At 53.6% G+C, this 14722-nt stretch carries 15 protein-coding genes; 12 read left to right on the top strand and 3 right to left on the bottom strand.

Features of this window, described 5'->3' with window-relative positions; genetic code table 11:
- Positions 1-129: 129 nt before the first annotated feature.
- Positions 130-810 (top strand): DUF4397 domain-containing protein, encoded by a 681-nt coding sequence (locus ABD843_RS04640; protein ID WP_345079236.1) that lies wholly within the window; start codon positions 130-132, stop codon positions 808-810.
- Between the two features lie 18 nt (positions 811-828).
- Here ABD843_RS04640 and ABD843_RS04635 read toward each other — a convergent pair whose 3' ends face one another.
- Both ABD843_RS04635 and ABD843_RS04630 read right to left on the bottom strand, forming a co-directional pair.
- Positions 829-1395, bottom strand: coding sequence for a Maf family protein (locus ABD843_RS04635; RefSeq protein ID WP_345079234.1), 567 nt, complete (start codon positions 1393-1395; stop codon positions 829-831).
- Positions 1396-1401: 6 nt separating this feature from the next.
- A complete protein-coding gene (locus tag ABD843_RS04630; protein ID WP_345079231.1) occupies positions 1402-2331 on the bottom strand; it encodes a geranylgeranylglycerol-phosphate geranylgeranyltransferase in 930 nt (309 codons plus the stop codon).
- Positions 2332-2442: 111 nt separating this feature from the next.
- Between ABD843_RS04630 and ABD843_RS04625 the strand changes: the two genes are divergently transcribed.
- The 11 genes from ABD843_RS04625 to ABD843_RS04575 all read left to right on the top strand — a co-directional run bounded on the left by ABD843_RS04625 (position 2443) and on the right by ABD843_RS04575 (position 14167).
- Positions 2443-2676 carry a hypothetical protein gene (locus ABD843_RS04625; RefSeq protein ID WP_345079228.1) on the top strand — a complete coding sequence of 78 codons (234 nt, stop codon included), beginning with the start codon at positions 2443-2445 and terminating at the stop codon, positions 2674-2676.
- Entirely contained in the window at positions 2677-3348 is a 672-nt protein-coding gene (locus tag ABD843_RS04620; protein WP_345079225.1) for a M15 family metallopeptidase, read from the top strand.
- Between the two features lie 41 nt (positions 3349-3389).
- Entirely contained in the window at positions 3390-4682 is a 1293-nt protein-coding gene (locus tag ABD843_RS04615) for a M28 family metallopeptidase (protein ID WP_345079222.1), read from the top strand.
- A gap of 121 nt (positions 4683-4803) precedes the next feature.
- Positions 4804-5820, top strand: coding sequence for a hypothetical protein (locus ABD843_RS04610; RefSeq protein ID WP_345079219.1), 1017 nt, complete (start codon positions 4804-4806; stop codon positions 5818-5820).
- 135 nt (positions 5821-5955) lie between these two features.
- Positions 5956-6783, top strand: a complete 828-nt coding sequence (locus ABD843_RS04605; RefSeq protein WP_345079216.1) for an enoyl-ACP reductase FabI — start codon at positions 5956-5958, stop codon at positions 6781-6783.
- 56 nt (positions 6784-6839) lie between these two features.
- Entirely contained in the window at positions 6840-7973 is a 1134-nt protein-coding gene (gene porQ, locus ABD843_RS04600; protein ID WP_345079213.1) for a type IX secretion system protein PorQ, read from the top strand.
- Between the two features lie 181 nt (positions 7974-8154).
- A complete protein-coding gene (locus ABD843_RS04595; RefSeq protein ID WP_345079210.1) occupies positions 8155-8730 on the top strand; it encodes a S24 family peptidase in 576 nt (191 codons plus the stop codon).
- A gap of 285 nt (positions 8731-9015) precedes the next feature.
- A complete protein-coding gene (gene rho / locus ABD843_RS04590; RefSeq protein WP_345079207.1) occupies positions 9016-10767 on the top strand; it encodes a transcription termination factor Rho in 1752 nt (583 codons plus the stop codon).
- Positions 10768-11014: 247 nt separating this feature from the next.
- Positions 11015-12397 carry a dGTP triphosphohydrolase gene (gene dgt / locus ABD843_RS04585; protein WP_345079204.1) on the top strand — a complete coding sequence of 461 codons (1383 nt, stop codon included), beginning with the start codon at positions 11015-11017 and terminating at the stop codon, positions 12395-12397.
- Between the two features lie 64 nt (positions 12398-12461).
- On the top strand, positions 12462-13733 hold the full coding sequence (gene serS / locus ABD843_RS04580) for a serine--tRNA ligase (protein ID WP_345079201.1): 1272 nt from the start codon (positions 12462-12464) through the stop codon (positions 13731-13733).
- Positions 13734-13750: 17 nt separating this feature from the next.
- A complete protein-coding gene (locus ABD843_RS04575) occupies positions 13751-14167 on the top strand; it encodes a DUF4293 domain-containing protein (protein WP_345079198.1) in 417 nt (138 codons plus the stop codon).
- Here ABD843_RS04575 and ABD843_RS04570 read toward each other — a convergent pair whose 3' ends face one another.
- Entirely contained in the window at positions 14168-14587 is a 420-nt protein-coding gene (locus ABD843_RS04570; RefSeq protein ID WP_345079195.1) for a hypothetical protein, read from the bottom strand.
- Positions 14588-14722: the final 135 nt, after the last annotated feature.

Genomic DNA, 14722 nt, shown 5'->3' with positions numbered 1-14722 from the left:
TAAGCAGATGCAATATATGCCAATGGCAGCAAACGGTGGGGCATGGCGAGGTATTTGCCGCTACCGGGCGGCAAATAGATGGCAGGGAACTTTTTTCTGTATATTTGACGTATAAGATCGCTCCTGCTTATGAAAAGAATATTGCTGTCCTCGTTGGTGTTGTCGCTGCTGGTATCGCTGCATGCATGCAAAAAGAAAGATAACACCACCAACACCAGTACCAGTGTGATGTTCGTGAACGGCTGCGCAGGCACCCTTCCCGGCATAGATGCCAAGGCCGATGACCGGAACGTATCGGGCGCGCTGAACCTTACCTTCCCCAGCAATTCGGGCTACAGGCTCATAGGCGCAGGTACATCGGTAAAGCTGGACTACTACCTTACCAATGTAGGTACGCCCGTGGCCAGCAAGACGGTGACCATAGAGACAGGCAAGCATTATTCGGCATTTGCGGGAGGTATAGTAACATCCCCCACCTTCGTTTTCACTACCGACGACCTGACGGCACCAGGCAGCAATGGGGCCAAGATACGCTTTGTGAACCTGAGCCCCGATGGATTGAACGTAACTGCCAATGCGGGCAACAATGTGATAGACTCTGCCGTGACCACTATGGAGGTGAGCCCCTTCAGGGAGGTGATAGCAGGTGTATATGACCTGAAGGCGGGCGACCCATCGAACCTGAGCACAGTGGTATCTCTGAACACCAGGACACTGGCAGCGGGCAAGATATATACCCTGATGCTCACGGGTACTACATCGGGCACGGGGGTATCGGCACTGCAGCTGACGCTGATATCCAATAACTGATCTTTTCTATAGAGGTAGCTATATGCCGAAGTCTGCCTTTAGTACATGCAGCACATCGCCTATGGGCAGGCCCATCACGTTGTAGTAGTCGCCATTTATCTTTTCTATACCGGTAGCGCCTATCCATTCCTGTATGGCATAGGCCCCGGCCTTGTCGTACGGTTTGTACCGGCTTATGTAGTGGTCTATCTGTTCTGCACTCAGCTTGCGGAAATATACTTCTGTAGTTACCGAGAATACCTTTTCCATGTCATCCTTACGAATGCACACCCCGGTTATGACCCTGTGCATGCGGCCCGATAGCATACCCAATATACCGGCAGCATCGGCGGCATCGCGGGGTTTGCCCAGTATCATGCCATCCAGCAATACTATGGTATCGGCCGATACCACTATGGCCCCCGGTGTGCGGTGCGACACAGCATCGGCTTTTTTGCGCGCCAGGAAGGCGGGCACCTCCTCGCCCGGCATACCGGGTGGATTGGTCTCGTCCACATCGGCCACTATGATGCTGAATTCCAGCTCGGCCATTTCCATCAGTTGTTTGCGCCGGGGCGACTGCGATGCAAGTATTATCTGCTGCATTTTTCGTTATTGAAATTTATAGATCAGTAGAGAGGATATGCCCAGTAGCATTATCACCTTCAGCATACGGCTGGCGGCATGGTAGTGCGCCGGGCCCGCGGGGCCACGCCATAGATAGCCTATCCAAACGGCCAGTGGCAAAGCCAGCAAAGCCAGTATGTATGTACCCAGCATAGTGTACTCATACTGCAGCAGCACTACGCCCCATATCACCAGGGGTATGATAGCCAGCGCCGCCAGCGCCGATGCGAACCAGGCCGCATAGCCCAGCCCGCGCTTTATGGGCATGGTCACACAGCCGTCGACGGCATCGCCCTCTATGTCTTCCATATCCTTCACTATCTCGCGCACCCAGGTGAGCATGAAGGCGAAATAGGCATATACTGCCAGTATCCATACCGGGAGGGAAGAGAGTGCAGCACGACTGCGGGTGAGGGGCGCACCGGCCGCCAGGTGCAGGCGCGGCTCGTACACGAAAAGGGCCACTACCGTAAAGGCAGTAAGGGCCGATACAATGATGTTGCCGCTCATGTACCGCCGCTTATAGGTGGTAGAGTATACCCACAGCAGGGCGGTACAGGTCAGTTGCAGCGCCAGCCATTCGGGGTGGCGGGCGGCCAGGGCCACGCTACCTGCCAGTGCTATGGCCACTACATTGATGAGGGTATGGGCTATGATGGCCGTTTTGCGGGGTATCACCTTGCCCAGCACCACCTTTTCGGGATGGTTCACCTGGTCTATCTTGATGTCGAAATAGTCGTTGATAATGTAGCCCGCAGCGGCTATAAGCATGGTAGACAAGCTGAGCAGCAGGAAACCGACAGGGTGTAGCACCTGCGGCGCAGCAGGCCATACCAGGCACCACCACGCCAGCCCCTGCGTTAGCAAGATGATGAGCAGATTTTGCCACCGTATGAGCCTGAGCCATGCTGCCATGCTGCGAATATAGAACAGATGGCGATAGCCGTATGCCTCACCTGCGGCAGGCAGTATATATTAACACTCCTCTAGGCAATAAATACGCCGAACAAGCTACCTTTGTGCATTATGCTAAGGTTGATATTTTGGCTATTCGTGTTCGGGCTCATCTTCAGGGTGGTATTCTCTTACCTGCTGCCGCTGTTCCGCATCACCTCTGTGACGAACGACCATATGCGCCGCATGCAGGACCAGATGCGCGAAATGGAACGCAAGATGAACGAGACGAAAGCCACGCCGCCCCCGGCCGCTAAGAAGGCCAATATAGATGGCGACTATATAGACTACGAAGAACTGAAATAAATGTACGGCCGGGCCTTTCTACTGTTGCTATTGCTGGCAGGCGATATTACCGGCCGTTGCCAGCAAAGACCGCCTGCCATAACCACACGCGCAGCGCTCAACACAACCACTGCCACCGACCCCGGCAAGGAAATGGTGCCGCTAAGGCAGGTGATACCCGGCATATTGCTGGATATACGCTATGCAACCCCCAATAATTTTACCGGCAGACCCCAATACAAAAAAGCAGCGGCCTATATGCGCCGCCGCCCGGCCGAAGCGCTGAAAAAAGTGCAGGAAGAGCTGGCAAAGAAAGGGCTGTGCCTGAAGATATACGACGCCTATCGCCCCTACAGCGTGACCGTGGCCCTGTGGAACGCTACCACCGATAAAAGATATGTGGCCAACCCGCGAAGGGGCAGCCACCACAACAGGGGTATAGCTGCCGACCTGACACTGGCCGACCTGCGCACCGGGCGCGAGCTGGATATGGGCACGGGCTTCGACAACTTTACCGATAGCGCTCACCATGCATTCGCAGCGCTGCCTGCACAGGTGCTGGCGAACCGCAGGCTGCTGAAGGGGCTGATGTGGAAACATGGCTTCAACTTTGTGCCTACAGAATGGTGGCATTACCACTGGCGCGACAAGAACTACGAGGTGCTGGACATAGATCTTGCAGAGCTAGAATGATATTATCTATTTTTGAGCGTATTCCTTTTTACCGGTCATTTATGAAGATGTTGCCTGCCATTCGCGTATGTGTATTGTTGTTGCTCATAGCAGGCCGCGCTGCTGCACAGCCCGATAGTAACGAGATAAAAAAGATACTGCGCAGTCATATAAACATATTGGCCGCACCCAATATGCATGGCCGCGGCTATGTGAATGAGGGCGTGGAACTGGCCGCCGAGTATATAGAGCAGCAGTTTCGCAGGTATCGGCTGGAGCGGATATCGGGCATGAGATCTTACAGGCAGAGCTATCACTTTTCGGTGAACACCTTTCCCGGCCGGGCAGATGTGGCGCTGAACGGCAAAAAGCTGGTACCCGGCCGCGACTACCTGGTAGATGCCGGTAGCCCACCATTCAAATGCAGTAAGATGCGCGTGGCGCAGAAGGATATAAGCACCTATGCTACAGTAGAGGAATGGAAGAAAGCCGCCGCCGACCTGGACAAAAAGACCATATACCTGCTGCAGAATGCCGACAGCTTCTGCAAGGTGGCCGGTATACGGGCAAGCCTGCTCTATACCGTTCTGCCACAAGGCTGCTTCATAGTGCCTGTAAAGACAAAACAGTCGTGGACGGTAGCCCAGGACCTGGCGGATGCCACCATCATATATGTATACGACTCGGTACTGCCTGCCAATGTGACCACCGCCGACATGAACATAGAGAGCAAGGTGGTGCCGAAGTATGAGAACTTCAATATAATAGGGAAGGTGCCGGGCGAGCTCAAGGACAGCATAATAGTGTTCTCTGCCCATTACGACCATCTGGGGCGCATGGGCGATGCCGTTTTTCCCGGCGCCAGCGACAATGCCAGTGGCGTGGCCATGCTGCTGTACCTGGCCGAGTATTTTGCCGCGCACCCGCAAAAGTTCACTATGGTGTTCATAGCGTTCAGCGGGGAGGAAGCTGGCCTGCTGGGGTCGGCCTATTTTACAGAGCACCCGCCCTTTGCGCTGCGGAAGATAAGAATGCTCCTTAATGTAGATATAATGGGCGATGCTACCGGCGGGGCCACGGTGGTGAATGCTACGGTTTTCCCTTGGCAATTCTCAAAATTAACGGCCATAAACGAGGAGCATAGATACCTGCCGGAGATAAAGACCCGTGGCAAGGCCGCCAACAGCGACCACTATCATTTCTCTGAAAAGGGCGTGCCCGCCTTCTTCATGTATACCATAGGCGGCAAGGGCTATTACCACGACATATATGACCGCGCAGAGGAAATAAGCCTGAACAATATGGCAGGTGTGGCCCGGTTGCTGACAGACTTTGCCATACAATTGCAACAGTAGCAAACCTTTAGTGCAGAGTTACTGTCTTTTGGTAAGAAATGACCTGCCGCATCTTTGATGCAGTGGGGTGTTGACAATTGATGCCTATTTACTATTTTTGAGTTTCTAACGAAGATGCTTTATGAAGAAAAATAATTTGTTGTACATAGCGGTCCTATTCATCCTAATGGCGGTCATGGGTACTTCGTGCAAAAAAAGGGTACACTCCTTTGCCCCTACGCCGAACAATGTGCGTATGCTGGGCTACAACAGGATAACCACCATAGATATGAGTGTGCCTGTACCGCTGGCCATCAGCAAGATAACGGAGAGCTTCAGGTTCTACTACGATGAGAACAACAGGGTGGTACAGATAATATACACCGGCAACGACTCTGAAGAGATACACAAGCGCATAGATTTCAGCTACAGGAACGATACGATTTTCAAGACCATAACAGACATACTGCTGAAAAGCGTAGTGGAGCGCGATACCTTCATCAAGAACTCTGACGGCTTCATAGTCACCACCTTTACCCCGGGCGTGAACAATGCCACTGTAAAGCACAATTTCGAATACCTGGGCAAACTGATGTCGCGCGATATAATGACGGCCGCCAACAACCGTAATGTGACCATGAGCTCTTCGGTCATCTATACATCGGTGGACGGCGACCTGCTGAAGCAGTACCCCAGCAAGCTGGATGCGAACTTTAACGACCTGGTGCAGGGGCTGGACCTGGACTGGATACAGACGCCTAAGTCTTATGGCCATGTAGAGGACCTTATGTCATTCAGCCACACCTTCAGCACCTACGACCCCAACCAGCCTATGCAGCTGTGGGTAGATGATACGCTGCAGTACAAGGATTCGCTGGTATACCCTGCATGGGAGTGGAGCAACCAGTCTTACCACTTCTGGACCGAGAACGCCAACCGTATAGGCGACTATATGCAGCTGGAGTCGTTCACCAAATATGGCCAGAACATATACATGAACAAGCACCTGGTAGAGTCCATATCATCGCCCGATAAGAATGCCTACATAACCTACGAGTACGACTCTGACAGCAAGATAAAGCAAACCACCGTGGATCTGAGGGATAAATACCTGAACAAGTACACATATACCTACGATATACAATACGAGACCTATTAGTGCCTCGCATATTCCATATTGCACACCCCCTTTTACGGCTCGTATAGGGGGTGTTTATTTTCTTTTTTCTACTTTTACCATCCCGTATGGTACGGTCTACGGCCATACATAACACTAACACACCAAAGCGATATTATGTCATCTCAACTGCTGAAAGGAAAAAAAGGTATCATATTCGGGGCGCTGGACGAACGCTCTATAGCCTGGAAGACCGCCCAGAGCGCGGTGGCCAATGGCGCACAGATAGTGCTGACCAATGCCCCCATAGCGCTGCGCATGGGCAAGATAAATGAACTGGCCAAAGAATGTAATGCAGAAGTGATAGGCGCCGATGCCACATCGGATGCCGACCTGGACAACCTGATGCAGAAAAGCATGGAGATACTGGGTGGTAAGGTAGACTTCATACTGCACTCTATAGGTATGTCGCCCAATGTGCGCAAGAGCATACCCTATACCAATACCAACCACGAGAATTTTCTGAAGACACTGGATATATCGGCCCTGTCGCTGCACAGGGTGCTGCAGGCGGCCATGAAGGCCGATGCCATAAACGAATGGGGATCGGTAGTGGCGCTGAGCTATATAGCCGCCCAGCGTACATTTCCCGGCTATAACGACATGGCTGATGCCAAGGCCGTGCTGGAAAGCATAGCCCGCAGCTTTGGCTACCACTATGGCTTTGCCAAAAAGGTGCGTGTGAACACGGTATCACAGTCGCCTACGGTTACCACGGCGGGCTCGGGCGTATCGGGCTTCGATGTGTTCTACGACTATGCCGAGAAGATGTCGCCCCTGGGCAATGCCAGCGCCGAGGCCTGTGCCGACTTCTGCACCATGCTCTTCAGCGACTTTACGCGCATGCTCACCATGCAGAACCTGTTCCACGATGGTGGTTTCTCTAATACGGGTGTAAGCGCGCGCATAATAGAGGACATGCAAAAAGCTGCCGGACAGCAATAGTATACCGGGCAATATTTGAGATATCCCTGCGTTCTTAATGGGATATTTTCACAAGAATGGAGATGCGGACAGGACAACTACCAAATATCAGAAAGACCTTTACCCTACTTGCCGGCGCGCTGTTAGCGGGTGTATACACGCATGCGCAGGTGACCGGCGGACAGTTCGCGTTCGAATTTCTGCGCATGTCCAACTCGCCGCATGTGTCGGCGCTGGGGGGTATGAGCGTGGCCAATCCCGGCAGCGATATATCGCTTGCCGTGCAGAACCCCGCACTGATGCGCCCCGGGCTGCACAACCAGCTGCAGCTGAACTATAACGGGCTGTATGCGGGTATCAGCTCATCGAACCTGAACTATGGCTATCATGTAGACAAGCTGAACACATCTTTTGCGTTCGGCCTGCAATACCTGAACTATGGCAGCTTTACCAAGACCAATACCATAGGCACGGAAGAGGGCTCCTTTAACGCTATAGACTATGCGGTGAGCCTGGGCGCATCGCGCAGCTACCGCGAGCACTGGCGGTATGGCGCCAACCTGAAGTTCGCACACTCTGCCCTGTATACACAGCGCGCCACGGCTGCCATGATGGATGTGGGCGTGAATTACTACGACACGGCATCGATGTGGGATATAGGGATAGTGGCCAAGAACATGGGCGTGATGCTGGATAGGTACATACCCGAGAACCCCGCAGAGCCCATACCCTTCGACCTGCAGATAGGCGTATCGAAACGGCTGAAGCATGTGCCGCTGCGGTTGTTCACCACCATACACCACCTGTACGAGTGGGACATACGGTACGACAACCCCGACGACCAGAACACGAACACCCTGGTATCGACCATAGACAGCAACAAAAAAACGAAGTCGTACTTCACAGATAAGCTGTTCCGCCACTTCATATTCGGGGCAGAGATAACACTTGGCGACCGCATAACCATAACGGGATCGTACAATGTGCTGCGGCGCCGCGAGCTGGCCCTGCAAACGGTGCAGGGTATAGCAGGCTTCTCCTTTGGCGCAGGTATCAACCTCAATAAATTCATGATACATTACGGCCGTTCGTACTACCACATAGCCGGCCCGTACAACGAGATAGGGCTTACTATGCGCATGAACAAGCTCTTTGGCCTGGGCAAGACCGGGGAACGCATACACTGGAACGCCGACCACCCCGACTGGTAGGCAGCGTATACTGAATGAATATAGAACGAGGCCGTCTCTCTCCATGAGGCGGCCTTTTTTCGTTCTTTTTCCACACATCTTGCGGCCTGCCGGGTCTTATCCACATTCTTGCTGTGGCGGCTGTAGAGGAGGGGGCATTTCGATAATTTCGTAAAGAGAACTACCCTTTTATACCCACCCTATGAGAACAGAACACTATGATACAAGCGCGCATATGCTGCGCCGGTACAAAGGCCGCATAACACAGAGAGAAGACACCACCGGCGCCACTTGCACCATACTGCCACAGAGAAGACGCTGGCCATATGGCCAGCGCAGGCATATGCGGTGCAGCCCGCTGCCCGTACCCCTCTACGATATAGACGCTACGGCCGGTGTGAAGCAACTGCTGTGCGATACCGTGCGCCAGCGGCACATACCCATAGAGCTCATAAGCCTGCCCGATATGCCCCACTGCGACGGGGCGCTGCGCATAACCGGTGACAGCATGTACCCCCTGCTGAAAAGCGGCGACCTGGTACTGTACAAAGAGATACACGACAAAAGCAACATAATATGGGGAGAGATGTACCTGGCGGCCATCAGGCACAGGGGCGATGAGTATTTCTTTGCCAAATACATACAGCGGTCCGATAGGGAAGGATACATCCGTTTTGTGTCGGAGAACAGGCACCACCAGCCTGTGGAGTTCCCTACAGAAAGTATAGTGGCCATAGCGCTCATAAAGGCATGCATCCGCTTCCAGTCGGCATTCTAGCAGGCCGGGCTATTGTTCGTAACAAGGTGTCTTTGTTGCTTGTTACTTATTGATATACATAGTATTTTATTTTGCATTATGGTACGATGCGGAAGCATGAACTGTTCTTTTTTTTTATTTTTTAAAAAAACAGTTGTAATCTTGCAATAAGGAACCGGTATTTCTTCGTTCCTTTCATTCCGTTCCCCCAACACGAAATTCCTTTTTTCAATTGCCATTCATCATTAAGTTCTACGGTCACCGACCATTCACACGATACAAGATCATTCAGGAAAAAACACAAGCATGCCTTACGACATTATGCAGCTAAATGATATGCTCATTCCTGAGCTTATAGATATAGCTGACTCACTCAAGATAGCCGAGCCATCGAAGCTGGACAAGAAGACGCTGGTATACCAGATATTGGACAAGCAGGCTGCCGTACCCGCGGTAGCCGGCGAAGAACCCAAAAAGAAACGCGGCCGCAAGCCGAAGGAAGCCAAAGAGGCCGCCCCTGCCGCAGCTGAAGAAGCACCGGTAGCCGAACCCGCACCACAGGCCCCTGCCGCTGAAGAGCCCGCAAGCGCTACCGAGGCAGAACAACCGGCAACTGCAGGCGCAGATGGCGAAAGAAAACGCAAACTGCGCAAACAGCGTGAAGACTCGCCCCACCGTGCATACCAGAAACTGACACGCCCCGTGCCTGCACAACAGGCCCCTGCCGCAGAGGAAGATACAGATACTGCCGATGAGGCAGCGGCAACAGCAGAGGGGTCGGGCATAATAATGCCTACTCCTGATCCCGAGGTGCAGCAGCCACAGCAGGCGCCCGACGCCGAGCCTGTACGCCAGGATCGCCCCCAGCAGCAGCAATTCAACAGGAACAACAACAATAATAATAACAACCGCCGCGAGCAGCAGAGCACCTTCAACCTGGAATTCGAGGGGGTGGTGGCCAGCGAGGGCGTACTGGAAATGATGCCCGATGGCTATGGTTTCCTGCGCAGCAGCGACTACAATTACCTCAGCTCTCCGGACGATATATATGTGTCGCCATCGCAGATAAAGCTCTTCGGCCTGAAGACAGGCGATACCGTGAAAGGTCATGTACGCCCGCCAAAGGAAGGCGAGAAGTACTTTGCCCTGCTGAAGGTAGAGACCATAAACGGCAAGCTGCCCGACGAGATACGCGACCGCGTACCTTTCGATTACCTCACTCCGCTATTCCCCTTCGAAAAGCTGAACCTCACCAGTACTGCCAACAACTACAGCACCCGCATCATGGACCTCTTTACCCCTATAGGTAAGGGCCAGCGCGGACTGATAGTGGCACAGCCAAAGACCGGTAAGACCATGCTGCTGAAGGAAGTGGCCAATGCCATAGCCGCCAACCACCCCGAGTGCTACCTGATGATAGTGCTGGTGGATGAGCGCCCCGAGGAAGTGACCGATATGCAGCGCAGCGTACGCGCAGAGGTGATAGCATCGACCTTTGACGAGCCTGCCGACAAGCATGTGAAGGTATCGACCATAGCGCTGCAAAAGGCCAAGAGGCTGGTAGAAGTAGGCCACGATGTGGTGATACTGCTGGACTCTATAACCCGCCTGGCGCGTGCCCACAATACCGTGGCCCCTGCCAGCGGCAAGGTGCTGAGCGGTGGTGTGGAGGCCAATGCCATGCAGAAACCAAAACAATTCTTTGGCGCGGCGCGCAAGATAGAGAACGGCGGATCGCTGACGATACTGGCCACGGCGCTGATAGACACTGGCTCTAAGATGGACGAGGTGATATTCGAAGAGTTCAAGGGTACGGGCAATATGGAACTGCAGCTGGACCGCAAGCTGGCCAACAAACGCATATTCCCTGCCATAGACATCACATCATCATCTACCCGCCGCGACGACCTGCTGCTGGAGAAAGATGTGCAGAACAAGATGTGGCTGCTGCGCAACCATATATCGGATATGAATACCGATGAGGCCATGCACTTCCTACTGCAGCAGATGCGCGGTACCAGGAGTAACGAAGAGTTCCTGGCCACGATGAACAAATAACGCGATACAGATGTCATACAAAAAGAGACAGCCTTGCGAGGCTGTCTCTTTTTGTATGTGTGTTCTCAAAATTGCGCATGGTACTCTTTGAAGGAACACCTGTGCGGGTGTTAACCGGTCCCGTTATGTCATATCTACTTATTTTTTTGCAATGCGTAGCAGACCACAGCCCATCCCCTCCCCTTTGGGGAGGTAGGGTGGGGCTTTTACCACCGTCATTCTCCTCATTTTGTCGCATATTTACAATATGAACTGGCAGTCGTTATACACCACGCAGCGTACGGGCTCTTCCCGCGGCAACAGCACCGATCCTGTACGCAACTCTTTCCTGCGCGACTATGACCGCATCATATTCTCATCGGGCTTTCGCCGCCTGCAGAACAAGACACAGGTATTCCCGCTACCGGGCGCCATATTCGTACACAACAGGCTCACGCACAGCCTGGAGGTAGCATCGGTAGGGCGGTCGCTGGGCAAGGCCGCAGGAGAGCAGATAGCCGCCCGCCATGCATGCGCCAACGAGACGCATACAGAGTTCTACAGGTACGAGCTGGCATCGGTGATAGCATCGGCATGCCTGGCCCACGATATAGGCAATCCCCCCTTCGGTCATTCGGGCGAGGATGCCATACGCGCCTTTTTCAGGGAGCTGGAGGGCGACAATAAAAAGATAATAGAGGACAACCTCTCTCCCAACCAGCGCCGCGACCTGGAATACTTCGAGGGCAACTCCAATGCCTTCCGCATACTCACGCACAACTTCAACGAGCCCGAGCCCGGTGGCTACAGGCTTACCTATACCACGCTGGCCGCCTTGGTAAAGTACCCCTGCACATCGGCCGAGGGCTTCAATAAAAATTCCATCTCTACCAAGAAATCGGGCTTCTTCGATAGCGAGATAGACACCTATACGCAGATAGCCGCCGCACTGGGCATACCGCGGCTGGCCGAGGGCAGCAACATATATGCCCGCCACCCCTTCGTATACCTTACCGAGGCCGCCGACGACATATGCTACCGGGTCATAGACCTGGAAGATGCCCACCGCCTGCGCATAGTGAGCACAGACACCTTTATGGACCTCTTCCTGCCCTTCTTCGACGGGGAGACAGGGCCATACACAAGGCGTAGCTATATAGATGGCAAGCTGGCCGCCATAAACGATGACAACCAGAAGGTACAGTACATACGCGCCCGCTGGATAGGCCTGATGGTAGACAAGCTGGCTGCGGCCTTTATGGCGCATGAGGAGCAACTGCTGGCAGGCACCCTGGATAAAGACCTGCTGAAGTGCCTGTCCCCTGCCGACCATGAGCTGATAGGCCGCATCAATACATTCTCTGTAGAGAACATATATAACTACCGCTCTGTGGTAGAGATAGAAGTGGCAGGCTATAATGTGATAGGCGGCCTGCTGCGCGAGCTGGTGCAGGCCGTGCTGCACCCGGGCCTCAGCAAATCGGGCAAGGTACTGAAGATCATTCCGGCACAGTTTCCCGTTACGGGCAAGGGCAGGGATGTGTATGGCGATGTACGCTCTGTGGTAGACTTCATATCGGGCATGACAGACCTGTACGCCATAGACCTGTACCGCAAAATGACAGGTATCTCCATACCCGATATACGCTGACGGCCCTGCGTAGGTAGTTACTGTATTAAGATTATCTTTGCCGCAAGTAATACCTACCATATTTATGTTGCCCATACACTTATTCAGGCAGAACAAGGAACTGATACTGCAGGGACTGGCCAAGAAGCACTTCAAGGATGTAGTACTCGTAGATACCATAATAGAGGCCGACGAGACCCGCCGCCGCATACAACTGGCGCACGACGAGCTGGCGGCGTCGGTGAATAGTGCATCGAAGCTGATAGGGCAGCATATGGCCAGGGGCGAGAAAGAGCAGGCAGAACAACTGAAAGCACAGGTAGCACAGCACAAAGAGACCATAAAAGACCTGGTACAGCAGCTGGCCGATATGGAACAGCAACTGCACGATGCGCTGGTGCGCCTGCCCAACCTGCCCCATACCAGCGTGCCAGAGGGCAAAACGCCCGAGGAGAACGTAGTGGTGCGCAGCGGCGGCGATATGCCCGACCTGACCGCACAGAAGCTGCCCCACTGGGACCTGATGGCAAAGTATAACCTGATGGACCTGGCACTGGGCAATAAGATAGCAGGCAGTGGTTTCCCTGTGTTCATAGGGCAGGGGGCAAAGCTGCAGCGTGCGCTCATTCAGTATTTCCTGGACTATAATACCGCTGCGGGCTATGTAGAGCACTGCCCGCCCTTTATGGTGAACGAGGAAACAGCATATGGCACAGGCCAGCTACCCGACAAGGAAGGACAGATGTACCATGTGACCGCCGACGGCCTGTACCTGATACCTACATCGGAAGTGCCGCTTACCAATATATACCGCGATGTGATACTGCAGGAGAGCGAGCTGCCGGTAAAGATGACCGCATACTCTCCCTGCTTCCGCCGCGAGGCAGGCTCTTATGGCAAGGATGTGCGCGGCCTGAACCGTGTGCACCAGTTCGACAAGGTGGAGATAGTGCATATAGCCGACCCCGCCACCAGTTATGAGACACTGGAAGGCATGGTAAGCCATGTAGAGGCGCTGGTAAAAAGCCTGGGCCTGCCCTACCGCATACTGCGCCTGTGCGGCGGCGATATGAGCTTCACCTCGGCGCTCACCTACGACTTTGAAGTATATAGCGCAGCGCAGGAGCGCTGGCTGGAGGTAAGCTCTGTGTCCAACTTCGAGGTGTTCCAGTCGAACCGTATGAAGATACGCTACAAGGATGCCCACAATAAGACCAACCTGGTGCATACGCTGAATGGCAGCTCGCTGGCGCTGCCTCGTATAGTGGCCTGCCTGCTGGAGAACAACCAGGCGCCCGATGGCATAAAACTGCCTGCTGTGCTGCACTCATACTTTGGCAAAGACATGATAAACTAAGACCTACCTGACACGATATGATACAACGCAAACAATCGATATGGCTGCTGGTAGCCGCACTTCTGAACTCGGGCGTATTCTTCTTCGACCTTTACAGGGCCGATGGTATACCGCCTGTGCGTGTGGCCGATAATTTCCCATCGCTGCTGATAGCGCTTATCATGACGGCCTTGCCGCTCATCACCATATTCATGTTCAGGAACCGGAAGCGCCAGGCGCGTATGACCATGGTATGTGTGCTGGACAATAGCATTTTTACATCGTTCATGCTCTCGCGCATCACCCGCCTGGACAATGCCGTACCCCCACCCGTGAACGGCAATTACTGGATAGGTGCAGTGCTGCCCGTAGCAGCTATCATATTCCTGGTACTGGCCGCGATAGGCATTCGCGGAGATGAGAAGCTGGTACGCTCTACCGACAGGCTGCGGTGATCACTGCAACCTCGTTACCGTTATATCTATACTGCCCCAGTTGTTCCATTCGTAGCCATGCACATCATTGGCAAAGAACGATAGTGTACCATTGATGGGTACATGCGCTATGGTATGGTCCGTACCTATGGCAAAGGCATCTGTATCTGCATCGTTATACGCGCCGCACAGGCAGAAGCACCTGGCATCGTGTACCCGCATACCGAAGAGGCGCGCCAGCGGGTTGGGGTAACCTTTGGGCGATGCCCATATCACCATATCTACCCACCGCTGTCCTGCATCGCATCTTATGTTATAGCTCTGCCCCTCCATTACCGCTATACGCTGCATAGAGTAGCGCTCTGCCGCGCGTATGCGCAGGATCTGCTGCGCGCCTGCATTCAGGCTATGTACTACAGGTTGTTGTTGGTGGCTTCCCATGCTGTGCCGGGATAGTGAGTGGTTCGTTCCATGCCCCGGCCTGACCGTAAAATACAACTAAAGTGTGATTGGCGGCCTTTGGCCCCGGGATAGTTTTGCTGATGAAAAACAAAACATTGTCTCACCAATAACACG

The organism is Nemorincola caseinilytica (assembly GCF_039540515.1).
Taxonomy (GTDB): domain Bacteria; phylum Bacteroidota; class Bacteroidia; order Chitinophagales; family Chitinophagaceae; genus Nemorincola; species Nemorincola caseinilytica.
The sequence above is the reverse complement of the archived record's forward strand: the minus strand, read 5'-3'. Positions and strand labels throughout refer to the sequence as shown.

Coding starts and splice junctions, on each gene's coding strand:
- ABD843_RS04630 (WP_345079231.1), bottom strand. CDS start 2,331: ATGGCAGCATGGCTCAGGCTCATACGGTGGCAAAATCTGCTCATCATC.
- ABD843_RS04615 (WP_345079222.1), top strand. CDS start 3,390: ATGAAGATGTTGCCTGCCATTCGCGTATGTGTATTGTTGTTGCTCATA.
- ABD843_RS04610 (WP_345079219.1), top strand. CDS start 4,804: ATGAAGAAAAATAATTTGTTGTACATAGCGGTCCTATTCATCCTAATG.
- rho (WP_345079207.1), top strand. CDS start 9,016: ATGCCTTACGACATTATGCAGCTAAATGATATGCTCATTCCTGAGCTT.
- ABD843_RS04640 (WP_345079236.1), top strand. CDS start 130: ATGAAAAGAATATTGCTGTCCTCGTTGGTGTTGTCGCTGCTGGTATCG.
- porQ (WP_345079213.1), top strand. CDS start 6,840: ATGGAGATGCGGACAGGACAACTACCAAATATCAGAAAGACCTTTACC.
- ABD843_RS04575 (WP_345079198.1), top strand. CDS start 13,751: ATGATACAACGCAAACAATCGATATGGCTGCTGGTAGCCGCACTTCTG.
- ABD843_RS04620 (WP_345079225.1), top strand. CDS start 2,677: ATGTACGGCCGGGCCTTTCTACTGTTGCTATTGCTGGCAGGCGATATT.
- ABD843_RS04605 (WP_345079216.1), top strand. CDS start 5,956: ATGTCATCTCAACTGCTGAAAGGAAAAAAAGGTATCATATTCGGGGCG.
- ABD843_RS04595 (WP_345079210.1), top strand. CDS start 8,155: ATGAGAACAGAACACTATGATACAAGCGCGCATATGCTGCGCCGGTAC.
- ABD843_RS04625 (WP_345079228.1), top strand. CDS start 2,443: ATGCTAAGGTTGATATTTTGGCTATTCGTGTTCGGGCTCATCTTCAGG.
- ABD843_RS04570 (WP_345079195.1), bottom strand. CDS start 14,587: ATGGGAAGCCACCAACAACAACCTGTAGTACATAGCCTGAATGCAGGC.
- ABD843_RS04635 (WP_345079234.1), bottom strand. CDS start 1,395: ATGCAGCAGATAATACTTGCATCGCAGTCGCCCCGGCGCAAACAACTG.
- dgt (WP_345079204.1), top strand. CDS start 11,015: ATGAACTGGCAGTCGTTATACACCACGCAGCGTACGGGCTCTTCCCGC.
- serS (WP_345079201.1), top strand. CDS start 12,462: ATGTTGCCCATACACTTATTCAGGCAGAACAAGGAACTGATACTGCAG.